Genomic DNA, 15,900 nt, shown 5'->3' on the forward strand with positions numbered 1-15,900 from the left:
ATGGCCATCAGCCCAGCCGAGGTCGCGCACCGCGCGGCCTCCGACGCAGAGCTGGTCGCCTGGGTGGATGAACACGACCAACCCCTTGGCGCCCTGCCGCGGGCCGAGCTGCGCGAGCGCGGCCTGATCGGGCGCTGCACGTTCATCCTGCTGTTCAACGGCAAGGGCGAGCTGTGCGTGCACCGGCGCACCATGAGCAAGGCGCTGTACCCCGGTTACTGGGATGTGGCGGCAGGGGGCATGGTGACCTGCGGGGAAAGCTACGAAGACTCGGCGGCGCGTGAGCTGCAGGAAGAGCTGGGCGTGGGCGGCGTGCCGCTGCGCTTTCACGAGAAGTTCTACTTCGACCAGCCGGGCAACCGGCTGTGGTGCGCGGTGTTTTCGGCGGTGTGGGACGGGCCGTTGCGCCTGCAGCCTGAAGAGGTGATGGAGGCGCGCTTCGTGCCGGTGATGCAGGCCGAGCAGGAAAGCCAGAAGCTGCGCTATTGCCCGGATTCGCTGGTGGCGTTGCAGCGCTACCAGGCGAGCCTCGCCTGAACGCCGACACACGTCTGTAGGAGATCACCCAGCCCTTTCGGGCTGCGCTGTCGCGCAGAGAACTAGTCTCGCCGATGCACCGCGCCCCCTGTGGGAAGCGGCCTTGCCGGGGCGCCGTCCGGTCGAGATGGGCTGCGCAGCAGCCCCGGCAATTTTGCATGAGGCCGAGGCCTTGGGGCCGCTTCGCGCCCCATCTCGACCGGACGGCGCCCCGGCAAGGCCGCTTCCCACAGGAACCGTGTTAAATCAATGAGTTGCAGTTTGTTATATGAGAGCCGGTTTGCCGGCGATAAGGCCTGCGCAGGCAAAAAAAGCCCCGCCATGGGGCGGGGTTGAGGTACGAGCGTGGCAGCTCGAAAACGGTGCCGCCCCTGCGTGCAGAGGCGGCTGGTGCAGCGTTACAGCAGCATGGTGCGGATGTCGCCCAGCACGTCGCCCAGGCGCTTGGTGAAGCGCGCGGCGGCAGCGCCGTTGATCACACGGTGATCGTAGGACAGCGACAGCGGCAGCATCAGCTTCGGCTGGAAGGCCTTGCCATCCCAGACCGGCTGCATGGTCGCCTTGGAGACGCCCAGGATAGCCACCTCAGGCGCGTTGACGATCGGCGTGAAACCGGTGCCGCCAATGTGGCCGAGGCTGGAGATGGTGAAGCAGGCACCCTGCATGTCGTCGGCCGACAGCTTCTTGGTACGCGCCTTCTCTGCCAGGGCTGCAGCTTCGGCAGCCAGTTGCAGCAGGCTCTTCTGGTCTACGTTCTTGATCACAGGGACCAGCAGGCCGTCCGGGGTGTCCACGGCGAAGCCGATGTGCACGTACTTCTTGCGGATGATGGCCTTGCCGCTTGGCGCCAGCGAGCTGTTGAAGTCCGGCAGTTCCTTGAGCAGGAAGGCGCAGGCCTTGAGCAGCAGCGGCAGCACGGTCAGCTTCACGCCGGCCTTTTCAGCCACCGCTTTTTGCGCAACGCGGAAGGCTTCCAGCTCGGTGATGTCGGCGGAGTCGAACTGGGTCACGTGCGGCACGTTCAGCCAGCTGCGGTGCAGGTTGGCGGCACCGACCTGCATCAGGCGGGTCAGGGCCACTTCTTCCACTTCACCGAACTTGCTGAAGTCCACGGCAGGGATCGGCGGGATGCCGGCGCCGCCGGTTGCGCCAGCAGCTGCCGGTGCCTCCTTGGCCTTCTGCATCATTGCCTTGACGTAAACCTGCACGTCTTCTTTCAGAATGCGGCCGTGCGGGCCGGTAGCAGCCACTGCGCCCAGATCGACACCGAACTCGCGGGCCAGCTGGCGAACTGCCGGGCCTGCGTGAACCTTGGCGTTGTTGCCGGCAGCCGGTGCGGTAGCGACCGGAGCAGGTGCAGCAGCCGGGGCAGCAGCAGCAGGTGCGGCAGCCGGAGCCGCCTCAGCCTTGGCCGGGGCAGCAGCGGCCGGAGCCGGGGCAGCAGCCTGAGCTGCGCCTGCGACTTTCAGCTTGAAGATCAGGTCGCCAGTGCCGACTTCGTCTTCGAGCTTGCACAGGACTTCTTCGACCACGCCGGCAGCCGGCGAAGGGATCTCCATGGAGGCCTTGTCGGACTCCAGGGTGATCAGCGACTGGTCGGCTTCGACGGTGTCGCCGACCTTGACCAGCACTTCGATGATCTTGGCCTTGCCCGACGAGCCGATGTCCGGCACGTGGATGTCCTGCACGCTGGCTGCAGCCGGGGCTGCGGCCGCAGCTGGGGCAGCTTCGGCGGCCGGAGCCGGCGCAGCAGCTTGAGCGGGAGCGGCGGCAGCCGGAGCCTCAGGGGCCGCAGCAGCGGCGCCCTCGGCTTCCAGAACCAGCAGCTCGTCACCTTCTTTGAGGCGGTCGCCCAGCTTGACCTTCAGTTCCTTGATGACGCCGGCCTTGGGGGCCGGGATCTCCATGGAGGCCTTGTCGGACTCCAGGGTCAGCAGGCTCTGGTCAGCCTCGATACGGTCACCGACCTTGACGAACAGCTCGATGATTTCACCTTCACCGCTGCCGATGTCAGGTACGCGAATGAGTTCGCTCACTTAAAAATACTCCTCAGCAGTCCAGTGGGTTGCGCTTGTCCGGGTCGATGCCGAACTTGACGATGGCGTCAGCCACAACCTTGGGTTCGATCTCGCCACGGTCGGCCAGGGCTTCCAGGGCAGCCAGCACCACGAAGTGGCGGTCGACTTCGAAGAAGTGACGCAGCTTCTTGCGGCTGTCGCTGCGACCGTAACCGTCGGTACCCAGGACTTTGAACTCTTTGCTTGGCACCCACTGGCGAATCTGCTCGGCGAACAGCTTCATGTAGTCGGTGGAGGCTACAACCGGGCCCTTGCGGCCGGCCAGGCACTGCTCGACGTAGGTCTGCTGTGGCTTCTGGTTCGGCTTCAGGCGGTTGGCGCGTTCCACGGCCAGGCCGTCGCGACGCAGTTCGTTGAAGCTGGTGACGCTCCACACGTCGGCGCCGACGTTGAACTCTTCACGCAGGATCTTCGCGGCTTCGCGGACTTCGCGCAGGATGGTGCCGGAGCCCATCAGCTGTACGTGGTGCGCGGCATCGCGGGTGTCTTCTTCGAGCAGGTACATGCCCTTGATGATGCCTTCCTCTACACCGGCCGGCATGGCTGGCTGCTGGTAGGATTCGTTCATCACGGTGATGTAGTAGAAGATGTCCTGTTGCTCTTCGGTCATCTTCTTCATACCGTCCTGGATGATCACCGCCAGCTCGTAGCCGTAGGTCGGATCATAGGTGCGGCAGTTCGGGATGGTGCCCGCCATCATGTGGCTGTGACCGTCTTCGTGCTGCAGGCCTTCACCGTTGAGCGTGGTACGGCCGGCGGTACCGCCGATCAGGAAGCCACGGGTACGGCTGTCGCCAGCGGCCCAGGCCAGGTCGCCAATGCGCTGGAAGCCGAACATCGAGTAGAAGATGTAGAACGGCAGCATCGGCTGGTTGTGGCAGCTGTACGAAGTACCGGCAGCGATGAACGACGACATGGCGCCGGCTTCGTTGATGCCTTCTTCGAGAATCTGGCCCTTCTTGTCTTCGCGGTAGAACATCACCTGGTCTTTATCGACCGGCTCGTAGAGCTGACCGACCGACGAGTAGATGCCCAACTGGCGGAACATGCCTTCCATACCGAAGGTACGGGCTTCGTCCGGGATGATCGGGACGATGCGCTGGCCGATGTCCTTGTCCTTGACCAGCTGCGCCAGAATACGCACGAAGGCCATGGTGGTGGAGATTTCGCGGTCGCCCGAGCCGTCCAGGATCGCTTTCAGGGTTTCCAGCGGCGGGGTTGGCACGCTGAAGCTCTTGGCACGGCGCTGCGGCACGAAACCGCCCAGGGCAGCACGGCGCTCGGCCAGGTACTTGGCTTCGGCAGAACCTTCTTCTGGTTTGAAGAACGGCAGGTTCTCGAGGTCGGCATCCTTTACCGGGATGTCGAAGCGGTCACGGAAGTGACGCAGGCTGTCGACGTCGACCTTTTTGGTGTTGTGCGCGGTGTTCTTGGCTTCGCCGGCACCGGTACCGTAACCCTTGATGGTCTTGGCCAGGATGACGGTTGGCTGTTCTTTGTGGTTAACAGCCTGGTGGTATGCCGCGTAGACCTTGTACGGGTCGTGGCCGCCACGGTTGAGCTTCCAGATCTCGTCGTCGGACAGGTCTTCGACCATGGCCTTGAGCTCTGGGGTGTTGAAGAAGTTTTCACGAACGTACGCGCCGTCTTTGGCTTTGTAGTTCTGGTACTCGCCGTCGATGACTTCGTCCATGCGGCGCTGCAGGGCACCGTTGGTGTCCTTGGCCAGCAGTGGGTCCCAGAAGCGGCCCCAGACGACTTTGTTGACGTTCCAGCCACCGCCACGGAACACGCCTTCGAGTTCCTGGATGATCTTGCCGTTGCCGCGAACCGGGCCGTCGAGGCGCTGCAGGTTGCAGTTGATGACGAAGATCAGGTTGTCCAGCTTCTCGCGGCCGGCCAGGGCGATTGCGCCCAGGGATTCCGGCTCGTCGCACTCGCCGTCGCCCATGAAGCACCAGACCTTCTGCTTGCCGGCCGGGATGAAGCCGCGGGCTTCGAGGTACTTCATGAAGCGCGCCTGGTAAATGGCCTGGATCGGGCCCAGACCCATCGAAACGGTCGGGAACTGCCAGAAATCAGGCATCAGCCATGGGTGCGGGTACGAAGACAGGCCGTTGCCGTCCACTTCCTGACGGAAGTTGTTCATCTGCTCTTCGCTGATGCGGCCTTCCATGAAGGCACGGGCGTAAACGCCTGGCGAAGCGTGGCCCTGGAAGAACACCAGATCGCCGCCGTGTTCGTCGGTCGGGGCCTGGAAGAAGTAATTGAAGCCGATGTCGTACAGCGTGGCGCTGGAGGCGAAGCTCGAGATGTGGCCACCCAGGTCCGAGTCTTTCAGGTTGGTACGCATGACCATGGCCAGGGCGTTCCAACGCACCATCGAGCGAATGCGGCGTTCCATGAACAGATCGCCAGGCATGCGTGCTTCGTGGGTGACAGGGATGGTGTTGCGGTATGGCGTGGTGATGGCATACGGCAGCTGCGAGCCACTGCGGGTGGCCAGCTCGCCCATGCGGGTCATCAGGTAATGAGCGCGGTCTTCGCCTTCTTTGTCGAGGACCGACTCCAGGGCATCCAGCCATTCCTGGGTTTCGATTGGATCGAGGTCTTGCATGGCTTGCTCCAGGGCGGAAAGGCCACCAGAATCGATGGCCTGAGTTTGCGACTGGCCTTATGGGCAGACGTCGTGAATTCTTGGATTACCGGACAGTCATCCGGCGCGGTGTAGTTTTACTACAAATGGTTTCGCATTTCATGCTTTTGCGCGCCGTGGGTAGTAGTAAAACTACACAAATGCGACGTTTGGTCGCACTCCGGGTTGTGGAGAAAAACGTTCCTGTTGGTTGGCGATGTGCCGCGATCGGGTGATTCTTGATGTTTTCAACCAGGTTTTCGCTTTTTTCAGCTATTTACAACTTTTGTATGACAGTCCAACTGTCATTCAGCTGTGTTTTTTCTGCCACAACCCCTCTCTTTCACGCCGATCAAGGATAGACCATGCGCCTGCCTTTGCCGCTCGATCTGCCTGCCACCCTGCAACCGCTGGTCGCCCGTAACCGCCAATTCCTGGCCGATGCCCTGGCCGCCCACCCGGAATTGACCCCCAGTACCTGGAGCGCCGCCCATCAGCAGCAGTTCGACCAGGTGTGTGCAGCCAGCGAGTTCGCCCTCACCCAGGCCCAGCGCGCACCGGCGGTGCTGTTCGAGTTGCTGGCCAGCGGCCAGATGGACCGCGGGTACGCCCCGGGCGAACTGCGCGGGCAGATAAAGGCCGCAGCCGATGCCGCGCAAAGCGAAGACGAGCTGGCGCGCAACCTGCGTCGCGAGCGCAACCGCCAGCAACTGCGCATCATCTGGCGCGACATCACCCGCCAGGCAGCCCTTGGCGAAACCTGCCGCGACCTCTCCGACCTTGCCGACGCCAGCATCGATGAAGCCTACCAGTGGCTGTACCCGCGCCACTGCCAGCAGTTCGGCACGCCGATGGGCAACCGCAGCGGCCAGCCGCAGCACATGGTGGTGCTGGGCATGGGCAAGCTGGGGGCGGTGGAGCTGAACCTGTCGTCGGACATCGACCTGATTTTCGCCTTCCCCGAAGGCGGCGAAACCGAGGGGGTGAAGCGCTCGCTGGAAAACCAGGAGTTCTTCACCCGCCTGGGCCAGCGCCTGATCAAGGCGCTGGACCCGGTGACCGTCGACGGCTTCGTGTTCCGCGTCGACATGCGCCTGCGCCCCTACGGTTCGGCCGGCGCACTGGTGCTCAGCTTTAACGCGCTGGAGCAGTACTATCAGGACCAGGGCCGCGACTGGGAACGCTACGCCATGATCAAGGCGCGGGTGGTGGCCGGCGACCAGGCGGCTGGCGCGCAGTTGCAGGAGATGCTGCGCCCGTTCGTGTACCGGCGTTACCTGGACTTCTCGGCCATCGAGGCGCTGCGCACCATGAAGCAGCTGATCCAGCAGGAAGTGCGGCGCAAGGGCATGGCCGACAACATCAAGCTGGGCGCCGGCGGCATCCGCGAGGTGGAGTTCATCGCCCAGGCCTTCCAGCTGATTCACGGCGGGCGCGACCTGAGCCTGCAACAGCGGCCGCTGCTTAAAGTTCTGGCCACCCTGGAGGGCCAGGGCTACCTGCCACCGGCAGTGGTTGCCGAGCTGCGCGAGGGCTATGAGTTCTTGCGCTACACCGAGCATGCCATCCAGGCCATCGCCGACCAGCAGACGCAGATGCTGCCCGATGGCGACACTGACCGCGAGCGCATCGCCTACATGCTCGGCTTTGCCGACTGGGCTGCGTTCCACACACAGCTTATGCACTGGCGCGGGCGTATCGACTGGCACTTCCGCCAGGTGATCGCCGACCCCGACGAGGACGAAGCCGAAGGCGAGCTGGTGGTGGGCGGCGAGTGGTCGCCGTTGTGGGAGCAGGCCCAGGATGAAGAAGCGGCCTGCCGGCAGTTGGAGGAGGCTGGCTTCAAGGCGCCGGCCGAGGCCCTGCGACGCCTGGCCGCCCTGCGCGTGAGCCCGGCGCTGCGCTCGATGCAGCGCATTGGCCGCGAGCGCCTGGATGCCTTCATCCCCCGGCTGCTGGCCCAGGCCGTGGAACACGCCAACCCGGACCTGGTGTTGGAGCGGGTGCTGCCGCTGGTGGAGGCCGTGGCCCGGCGCTCGGCCTACCTGGTGCTGCTCACCGAAAACCCCGGCGCCCTGCGCCGCCTGCTGACCCTGTGCGCCGCCAGCCCGTGGATCGCCGAGCAGATCGCCCGCTACCCGCTGCTGCTCGACGAGCTGCTCAACGAAGGCCGGCTGTTCAGCCCGCCGCTGGCGCCGGAGCTTGCGGCCGAGCTGCGCGAGCGGCTGACGCGCATCCCCGAGGACGACCTGGAACAGCAGATGGAGGCCCTGCGTCACTTCAAGCTGGCCCACAGCCTGCGGGTGGCCGCCTCGGAGATCACCGGCAACCTGCCGCTGATGAAGGTCAGCGACTACCTCACCTGGCTGGCCGAGGCGATTCTCGACCAGGTGCTGGCCCTGGCCTGGCGCCACACCGTGGCGCGCTACGGCCAGCCGCAGCGCAGCGATGGCAGCCTGTGCGACCCGGGCTTCGTGATTGTCGGCTACGGCAAGGTTGGCGGTATCGAGCTGGGCCATGGCTCGGACCTGGACCTGGTGTTCATCCACGACGGCGACCCCAATGCCGAAACCGACGGCGCCAAGCCCATCGACGGCGCGCAGTTCTTCACCCGCCTGGGCCAGCGCATCATCCACCTGCTGACCACCCAGACCAACTCCGGCCAGCTGTACGAGGTGGACATGCGCCTGCGCCCCTCCGGCGCCTCGGGGCTGCTGGTGAGTTCGCTGGGCGCCTTCGAGCGCTACCAGCAGGCCGAGGCCTGGACCTGGGAGCACCAGGCGCTGGTGCGGGCGCGGGTGCTGGTGGGCTGCCAGCAGGTGGCCGCAGCGTTCGAGGGTGTGCGCGCACGGGTGCTTGGCCAGGCCCGCGACCTCGACAAGCTGCGCGCCGAGGTGAGCGAGATGCGCGCCAAGATGCGCGACAACCTGGGCAGCAAGGGCACCGGCGCAGGCCTTGCCGGCAACGCCTTCGAGGCCGGCCAGCCGTTCGATATCAAGCAGGATGCCGGCGGTATCGTGGATATCGAATTTATGGTGCAATACGCCGCTTTGGCCTGGTCCCACGGCCACCCCGAACTGCTGCGCTGGACCGACAACATCCGCATCCTCGAAGAGCTGGAGCAGGCCGGGCTGATGCCCGCCAGCGACGCCGTGCTGCTGCGCGAGGTGTACAAGGCGTTCCGCGCCGCCTCGCACCGCCAGGCGCTGCAGAAGCAGGCCGGGGTAATCGATGCCGGGCAGTTTGTCGACGAGCGCCGCGAGGTGCGGCGGGTGTGGGGTGAGCTGGGCCTGACCTGATTCATCGCGGGGCAAGCCCGCTCCCACAGCGCGTGGGAGCGGGCTTGCCCCGCGATCAGGAACCCAGGTGGTACACTGTCCGCCACATAGCCTGAATATAAAGAGGGGAGGCCAGGTTGCAGATCAGCCTGCAGCCTCCCCGAATGTTTCTGGATAAAGCATGAGAATACTGATCATTGGCCCCAGCTGGGTCGGCGACATGGTGATGGCGCAGACCCTGTTCCAGTGCCTGAAACAGCAGCACCCCGAGTGCGCGATCGACGTGCTGGCCCCCGAGTGGAGCCGGCCGATGCTCGAGCGCATGCCCGAGGTGCGCCAGGCCTTGAGCTTCCCGCTCGGCCACGGCGCGCTGGAGCTGGCCACGCGCCGGCGCATCGGCAAGTCGCTGGCCGGCCAGTACGACCAGGCGATCCTGCTGCCCAACTCGCTCAAATCGGCGCTGGTGCCGTACTTTGCCGGCATCCCCAAGCGCACCGGCTGGCGTGGCGAAATGCGCTATCTGCTGCTCAATGACGTGCGCAAGCTGGACAAGGCCCGCTACCCGCTGATGATCGAGCGCTTCATGGCCCTGGCCTACGCGCCGGGCACTGAATTGCCGCAGCCTTACCCGCGCCCCAACCTGCAGATCGAGGCCGTCAGCCGCGACGCCGCCCTGGCCAAGTTTGCCCTGGAGCTGGACCGCCCGGTGCTTGCGCTGTGCCCCGGCGCCGAGTTTGGCGAGGCCAAGCGCTGGCCGGCCGAGCACTACGCGCAAGTGGCCGAGGCGATGATTCGCCAGGGCTGGCAGGTGTGGCTGTTCGGCTCCAAGAACGACCACCCGGTGGGCGAGCAGATTCGTGACCGGCTGATCCCGGGCCTGCGTGAAGAGTCGTACAACCTGGCCGGCGAAACCTCGCTGGCCGAGGCCATCGACCTGATGTCCTGCGCCCAGGCGGTGGTGTCCAACGACTCCGGCCTGATGCACGTGGCCGCGGCGCTGAACCGCCCGCTGGTGGCGGTGTACGGCTCGACTTCGCCAGGCTTCACCCCGCCGCTGGCCGACCAGGTCGAGGTGGTGCGCACCGGCATCGAGTGCAGCCCGTGCTTCGAGCGCACCTGCCGCTTCGGCCACTACAACTGCCTGCGCCTGCTGGACCCTGCAAAAGTCATCGCCGCCCTGCACAGCCTGGGCGGGCCGAACCTGATCGATACCGTGGCCGAGGTTGACTGAGTGCGGGTTCTGATCATCAAGACGTCGTCGCTGGGCGACGTCATTCACACCCTCCCGGCGCTCACCGACGCAGCCCACGCCATCCCCGGCATCCGTTTCGACTGGGTGGTGGAAGAAGGCTTCGCCGAGATCCCCGGCTGGCACCCGGCGGTCGACCAGGTGATCCCGGTGGCCATTCGGCGCTGGCGCAAGAACCTTTGGCAAACCCTCAAGAGCGGCGAGTGGAAGGCGTTCAAGCAGCGCCTGCGCGAGCGCAAGTACGACCTGGTGATCGACGCCCAGGGCCTGGTCAAGTCGGCCTGGCTGACCCGCTACGTGAAAGCGCCGGTGGCCGGGCTCGACCGTTATTCGGCCCGCGAGGGCCTGGCCAGCCGTTTTTATGACCGGCGCCTGTCGGTTGCGGTCGGCCAGCACGCGGTGGAGCGGGTGCGCCAGCTGTTCGCCCTGGCCCTGGCCTACGACATTCCCGAAGGCCTGGGCGACTACGGCCTGGACCTTGCGCGCCTGCAACTGCCGCCCACCGCGCCCTACGTGGTGTTTTTGCATGGCACCACCTGGGCCACCAAACACTGGCCCGAGGCCTACTGGCGCGAGCTGGCCGAGCGCATGGGCCGGCGCCAGTTGCAGGTGCTGCTGCCCTGGGGCAACCCGGCGGAGAAGGCCCGCGCCGAGCGCATCGCCCAAGGCTTGAGCAACTGCCAGGTGCTCCCCAAATTGAACCTGGCAGGGGTTGCCCGGGTACTGGCCGCTGCCAAGGCCTGTGTGGCCGTGGACACCGGCCTCGGCCACCTGGCTGCTGCCCTGGATGTGCCGACCATTTCGCTGTTCGGCCCCACCAATCCTGGTTTGACCGGCGCCTACGGACGCGCCCAGGTTCACCAGGCCAGCAACTTCCCCTGCGCCCCGTGCCTGCAGAAGAAGTGCACCTACAAACCGAGCGCCGAGGACCTGCGCCGGTTCGATCTCAAACGCGAGTGGCCGCTGTGCTTCACTCGCCTGAATCCCGAGCATGTGGCGGGCCGCTTGAGCGCGCTGCTGCTGGCTGAGGATGTTCGTTGATGCAACTGGCTTTCGTGCTCTACAAATACTTCCCCTTCGGCGGGCTGCAGCGCGACTTCATGCGCATCGCCCTGGAGTGCCAGAAGCGTGGCCACCAGATCCGCGTGTACACGCTGATCTGGGAAGGCGACATTCCGCCGGGCTTCGAGGTGCTGGTGGCGCCGGTCAAGGCGCTGTTCAACCACCGCCGTAACGAGAAGCTCAGCGCCTGGATGGAAGCGGACCTGGCCAAGCGCCCGGTCGACCGCCTGATCGGCTTCAACAAGATGCCGGGGCTGGACGTGTACTACGCCGCCGACGGTTGCTTTGAAGACAAGGCCCAGACCCTGCGCGGCGGCCTGTACCGCCGCTGGGGCCGCTACCGGCACTTTGCCGAGTACGAGCGGGCAGTGTTCGCCCGCGATGCGCGCACCGAGATCCTGATGATCTCCGAGGTGCAGCAGCCGCTGTTCATCAAGCATTACGGAACGCCCGAGCGGCGCTTTCACCTGCTGCCGCCGGGTATCTCGCATGACCGCCGGCGCCCTGCCGACGCCGACGCCATCCGCGCGCAGTTCCGCCAGGAGTTCGGCCTGGGCGATGACGATCTGCTGCTGGTGCAGATCGGTTCGGGCTTCAAGACCAAGGGCGTGGACCGCAGCCTCAAGGCCCTGGCGGCCTTGCCTGCGGCGCTGCGCAAGCGCACCCGGCTGATGGTCATCGGCCAGGACGACCCCAAGCTGTTCCAGGTGCAGGCCGCCGCGCTTGGCTTAAGCGAGCAGGTGCAGTTCCTCAAGGGGCGCAGCGATATCCCGCGCTTTTTACTGGGCGCCGATTTGCTGATTCACCCGGCGTACAACGAAAACACCGGCACCGTGCTGCTCGAAGCGCTGGTGGCCGGCTTGCCGGTGCTGGTATCGAAGGTGTGCGGCTACGCCCATTACATCGCCGAGGCCGACAGCGGCCTGGTGCTGGACGACCCGTTCGAGCAGGACCAGCTCAACGGCTACCTGCAACGCATGCTCGAAGATAACCACGCCCGCGCGGCCTGGTCGCGCAATGGCGTGGCCTTTGCCGACAGCGCCGACCTGTACAGCATGCCGCAGCATGCCGCCGACGTGATCCTGGCCGGGGGGCAGGCATGAAGCTGATTTTGGCCGAGCCGTTTAAGCGCCTGTGGGCCGGGCGCGACCCGTTCGAGGCGGTGGAGCAACTGCAGGGCGAGGTGTACCGCGAGCTGGAAGGCCGCCGTACCCTGCGCACCGAAGTCGCTGGCGAGGGTTTTTTCGTCAAGATCCACCGTGGCATTGGCTGGGGCGAGATCTTCAAGAACCTGTTCAGCGCCAAGCTGCCGGTACTTGGTGCCGGCCAGGAGTGGCGGGCCATCCAGCGCCTGCACGAAGTCGGCGTGCCGACCATGACCGCCGTCGCCTACGGCGAGCGTGGCAGCAACCCGGCTACCCAGCACTCGTTCATCGTCACCGAGGAGCTGGCGCCCACCGTCAGCCTGGAAGACTTCAGCCTGAACTGGCTCAAGCAGCCGCCCGAGCCGCGCCTGAAGCACGCGCTGATCGCCGAGGTGGCTAAGATGACCGGCGGCATGCACCGCGCTGGGGTCAACCACCGCGACTGCTACATCTGCCACTTCCTGCTGCACACCGACCGCCCGGTGACGGCGGATGACTTCAAGCTGTCGGTGATCGACCTGCACCGCGCGCAAACCCGCGCAACAATTACCCGCCGCTGGCGCGACAAGGACTTGGCCGCGCTGTATTTCTCGGCCCTGGACATCGGCCTGACCCGCCGCGACAAGCTACGCTTCCTGCGCGGCTACTTCCGCCAGCCGCTGCGCCAGGTGCTCAAGGACGAGGCGGCGCTGCTCGCCTGGCTGGAGCGCAAGGCGCAGAAACTCTACGACCGTAAACAACGCTATGGGGATGCACTCTGATGGCGGGTTGGACACTGGCGCCAGGCTATACACACCTGGCGGCGGACTTCGGCAGCATTGATGCGGTGTTCGCCCTGCAGGGCGAGCGCCTGACCCGTGACCCGCTGAGCGAGGTCATTCGCATCCAGCGTGACGGGGTCAATTACTACGTCAAGCGCTACACCGGCGCCGGCAAGCACATGCGCCGCTACCTGGGGCGCCCGCGGATCAAGGCCGAATGGCAGAACCTCAAGCAGTTCGCCAAGTGGGGCATCCCCACCGCCGAAGTGGTGGCCTGGGGCCTGGAGCGCAACGGCCTGGCCTTTGGCCGTGGCGCGATGATCACCCGCGAGCTGCCCAACACCGAGGACCTCTCGGCGCTGGCCGAGCGCAACGACCCACGCTTGAAAGACCGTGCCTGGGTTGAGCATGTCAGCCGTCAGCTGGCCCGGCATACCCGCGAGATGCACGACCACCACTTTGCCCACAACGACCTGAAGTGGCGCAACCTGCTGGTGGATGACCAGGGCACGCTGTTCTTCATCGACTGCCCCACCGGCGACTTCTGGCGCGGCTTCATGCTGCGCCACCGGCTGATCAAGGACCTGGCGTGCCTGGACAAGGTCGCCAAATACCACTTGTCGGCGACCCAGCGCCTGCGCTTCTACCTGCAATACCGCCGGCATGACCGCCTGACCGCCCGCGACAAGCGGCGCATTCGCCAGGTGCTGAGTTTTTTCGAGGGAAGGGAATGACCGACTACCTGGCCGGCGCCGACAAGGCGCTGCTGACACGCCATGGCCTGGGCGATTTCGAGGCGCTGTGGGCACTGCAACTGGATGCGGTGGACGAGCCCAACACTGGCCGCGGCGGCTGGAGCAGCGTGTTCCGCCTGGAGCTGGAGGGTAAGGGCTACTACCTCAAGCGCCAGAGCGACTACCTGACGCGTACCCTGCACAGCCCGTTCGGCGAACCCACCTTCGCCCGCGAGTTTCGCAACATCAGCCGCTACCAGAAGCTCGGCATTCCGGCCCTGCAGGCGGTGTTTTACGGCGAGCGCAAGCAGGGCGGCCAGCACCGCGCGGTGCTGCTGACCCGCGCCCTGGACGAGTGGACCGATCTCGACCAACTGCTGGCCCAATGGGCGCAGCTGCCTGCCGCGCAGCGCCAGGGCATTCTGCAGGCCTGCGGCCAGCTGGCGCGCACCCTGCACGGCGCCGGGCAGATGCACGGCTGCTTCTACCCCAAGCACATCTTCCTGCGTGAGCGCCGCGAAGGCTGGCAGGCGCAGTTGATCGACCTGGAGAAAACCCGCCCGTTGCTGTTTGGCATGCGTGACCGGGTCAAGGACCTGGAGCCGCTGCTGCGCCGCGCTGCGGTTTGGAGCGAGGCTGATGTGCGGGTGCTGCTGGGCGCCTACCTCGGGCAGCCACAAGACAGCGCGGTGGTGGGCACCTGGCTGCAACGCCTGACCCAACGCCGCCGCCACAAGGAGGCCCGCTGATGCGCCTGTCCGAACTCAAGGCCGCCGGGCGCAGCCCGGCGCTGCCGCTCAGCATCACCTTGGCCGATGCCGCCGGGCCGGCCGACCTGCAGCTGCTGAGCCTGCTGCGGGTGCTGCCGGGCCAGCGCTATGTCGGCGCCGGTATCTGGCGCGGCACCAAGGTGCTGGCCAAGCTGCTGGTGGGCAGTAACGCCGCGCGGCATTTCCAGCGTGAGCTGGAGGGTGCGCGGCTGTTGGCCGGGCAGGGCCTGAGCACGCCGCGCCTGCTGGCCGACGGGTTGAAGGAAGGCGAGGGCGGCTGGCTGCTGTTCGAGTTTCTGGACGACGCCCAGAGCCTGGCCGACGCCTGGGCCGAGGTTGAGCACCTGCCGATGCTGGCTGACGAGCAGCATCAGGTGCTGGGCGAGGCGCTCACGGCGGTGGCGCACATGCACGCCAAGGGCCTGTGGCAGGAAGACCTGCACCTGGACAACCTGCTGCGCCAGCGCGGTGAGCTGTACCTGATCGACGGTGCCGGCATCAAGGCCGAAACCCCCGGCCAGCAGCTGTCGCGCCAGCGCGTGCTGGAAAACCTCGGGGTGTTGTTCGCCCAGTTGCCCAAGCGCCTGGAGCCGTTCATCGAAGAGGCGCTGGTGCACTACGTGATGGCCAACGCCGAGCATGCGCTGCCGCTGGAAGCCTTGCAAAAGCAGGTGGACAAGGTGCGCAACTGGCGCCTGAAGGACTACCTGGCCAAGGCCGGGCGTGAGTGCACGCTGTTCAGCGTCGAGCGCAACCTGTCGGGCCTGCGGGCGATTCGCCGGGGCGAAGTGCAGGCCATGCTGCCGGTATTGCAGCAAGCCGATGCGCTGCTTGACCAGGGCCACCTGTACAAGACCGGCGGCGCAGCCAGCGTGGCGCGCATCGAGGTCGATGGCCGGCCGCTGGTGCTAAAGCGCTACAACATCAAGAACACCGCCCACTGGTTCAAGCGCTTCTGGCGCCCGAGCCGCGCCTGGCATTCGTGGATCGAAGGCCACCGTTTAGGCTTTCTCGACATCGCCACGCCGCGCCCGCTGGCGGTGCTGGAAACCCGTACCCTGGGCCTGCGCAACCGCGCCTACCTGGTCACTGAATACATCGACGGGCCGGACCTGGCGGCGTGCTTTGCGGCCTTCGTCGATAGCGGCGAGGCGCCGGACGAGATGGTCGAGGCCTTGGTGCAACTGATGCAGCAGCTGATTCGCGAACGCATCAGCCATGGTGATTTCAAGGGCCACAACCTGTTTTGGGTAGATGGCCAGTGGTCGCTGATCGACCTCGACGCCATGTGCCAGCACGCCACCCAGCTGAGCTTCGCCCCGGCCTTCGCCCGCGACCGGGCGCGGTTGCTGCGCAACTGGCCGAGCAGCAGTGCGTTGCATCAGCGGTTGGACCAGGTGCTGCCCAAGCTGGCGGACTGAGCCATTGTCTTGCTCAATTCCCAAGCGCTGACGCAATCCCTGTAGGAGATTACCCAGCCCTGCGGGCTGCGCTGTCGCGCAGAGAACTGGGTACGAACCCGCCGCGGCCCCTGTGGGAGCGGGCTTGCCCGCGAACACCGGCGAAGCCGGTGCCAGACACCGCGTCGCCTGCTTCGTGGTGGTTTGGCACCCCGACAAGCCCGCTCCCTCAGGTCCCTGCTAAATCAATG

General features: G+C 65.8%; 11 protein-coding genes. 9 read left to right on the forward strand and 2 right to left on the reverse strand.

What is annotated here, in order from left to right:
• Positions 1-537, forward strand: a complete 537-nt coding sequence (locus KSS93_RS05065) for an NUDIX hydrolase (RefSeq protein ID WP_217887410.1) — start codon at positions 1-3, stop codon at positions 535-537.
• A 398-nt stretch (positions 538-935) separates the two neighbouring features.
• Here the strand turns inward: KSS93_RS05065 and aceF are convergent, their stop codons facing one another.
• Together aceF and aceE are read right to left on the reverse strand one after the other, a co-directional pair.
• The gene (gene aceF / locus KSS93_RS05070; protein ID WP_217887411.1) at positions 936-2,573 is read right to left on the reverse strand and encodes a dihydrolipoyllysine-residue acetyltransferase; all 1,638 of its coding nucleotides are present in this window, start codon (positions 2,571-2,573) and stop codon (positions 936-938) included.
• Positions 2,574-2,586: 13 nt separating this feature from the next.
• Positions 2,587-5,232 carry a pyruvate dehydrogenase (acetyl-transferring), homodimeric type gene (gene aceE / locus KSS93_RS05075; RefSeq protein WP_217887412.1) on the reverse strand — a complete coding sequence of 882 codons (2,646 nt, stop codon included), beginning with the start codon at positions 5,230-5,232 and terminating at the stop codon, positions 2,587-2,589.
• A 383-nt stretch (positions 5,233-5,615) separates the two neighbouring features.
• Here aceE and glnE point away from each other — a divergent pair, with 383 nt between their 5' ends.
• The 8 genes from glnE (at position 5,616) to KSS93_RS05115 (ending at position 15,670) form a co-directional block, all read left to right on the forward strand.
• A complete protein-coding gene (gene glnE / locus KSS93_RS05080; RefSeq protein ID WP_217887413.1) occupies positions 5,616-8,549 on the forward strand; it encodes a bifunctional [glutamate--ammonia ligase]-adenylyl-L-tyrosine phosphorylase/[glutamate--ammonia-ligase] adenylyltransferase in 2,934 nt (977 codons plus the stop codon).
• Positions 8,550-8,709: 160 nt separating this feature from the next.
• Positions 8,710-9,759 (forward strand): lipopolysaccharide heptosyltransferase II, encoded by a 1,050-nt coding sequence (gene waaF / locus KSS93_RS05085; RefSeq protein WP_217887414.1) that lies wholly within the window; start codon positions 8,710-8,712, stop codon positions 9,757-9,759.
• Positions 9,760-10,818 (forward strand): lipopolysaccharide heptosyltransferase I, encoded by a 1,059-nt coding sequence (gene waaC, locus KSS93_RS05090; protein ID WP_217887415.1) that lies wholly within the window; start codon positions 9,760-9,762, stop codon positions 10,816-10,818.
• Positions 10,818-11,942: a glycosyltransferase family 4 protein gene (locus KSS93_RS05095; RefSeq protein WP_217887416.1), complete on the forward strand. Its 1,125-nt coding sequence runs from the start codon at positions 10,818-10,820 to the stop codon at positions 11,940-11,942. Before waaC ends, KSS93_RS05095 begins: the two co-directional genes overlap by 1 nt.
• Positions 11,939-12,745, forward strand: coding sequence for a lipopolysaccharide core heptose(I) kinase RfaP (gene rfaP, locus KSS93_RS05100; protein WP_217887417.1), 807 nt, complete (start codon positions 11,939-11,941; stop codon positions 12,743-12,745). The genes KSS93_RS05095 and rfaP overlap by 4 nt, the downstream gene beginning before the upstream one ends.
• Positions 12,745-13,479, forward strand: a complete 735-nt coding sequence (locus tag KSS93_RS05105; protein WP_217887418.1) for a lipopolysaccharide kinase InaA family protein — start codon at positions 12,745-12,747, stop codon at positions 13,477-13,479. Before rfaP ends, KSS93_RS05105 begins: the two co-directional genes overlap by 1 nt.
• Positions 13,476-14,228: a lipopolysaccharide kinase InaA family protein gene (locus tag KSS93_RS05110; RefSeq protein ID WP_217887419.1), complete on the forward strand. Its 753-nt coding sequence runs from the start codon at positions 13,476-13,478 to the stop codon at positions 14,226-14,228. Before KSS93_RS05105 ends, KSS93_RS05110 begins: the two co-directional genes overlap by 4 nt.
• Positions 14,228-15,670, forward strand: a complete 1,443-nt coding sequence (locus KSS93_RS05115) for a lipopolysaccharide kinase InaA family protein (protein ID WP_217887420.1) — start codon at positions 14,228-14,230, stop codon at positions 15,668-15,670. Before KSS93_RS05110 ends, KSS93_RS05115 begins: the two co-directional genes overlap by 1 nt.
• The last annotated feature ends 230 nt before the right edge of the window (positions 15,671-15,900 follow it).

It is taken from the genome of Pseudomonas xanthosomatis (assembly GCF_019139835.1).
GTDB lineage: Bacteria > Pseudomonadota > Gammaproteobacteria > Pseudomonadales > Pseudomonadaceae > Aquipseudomonas > Aquipseudomonas fakonensis.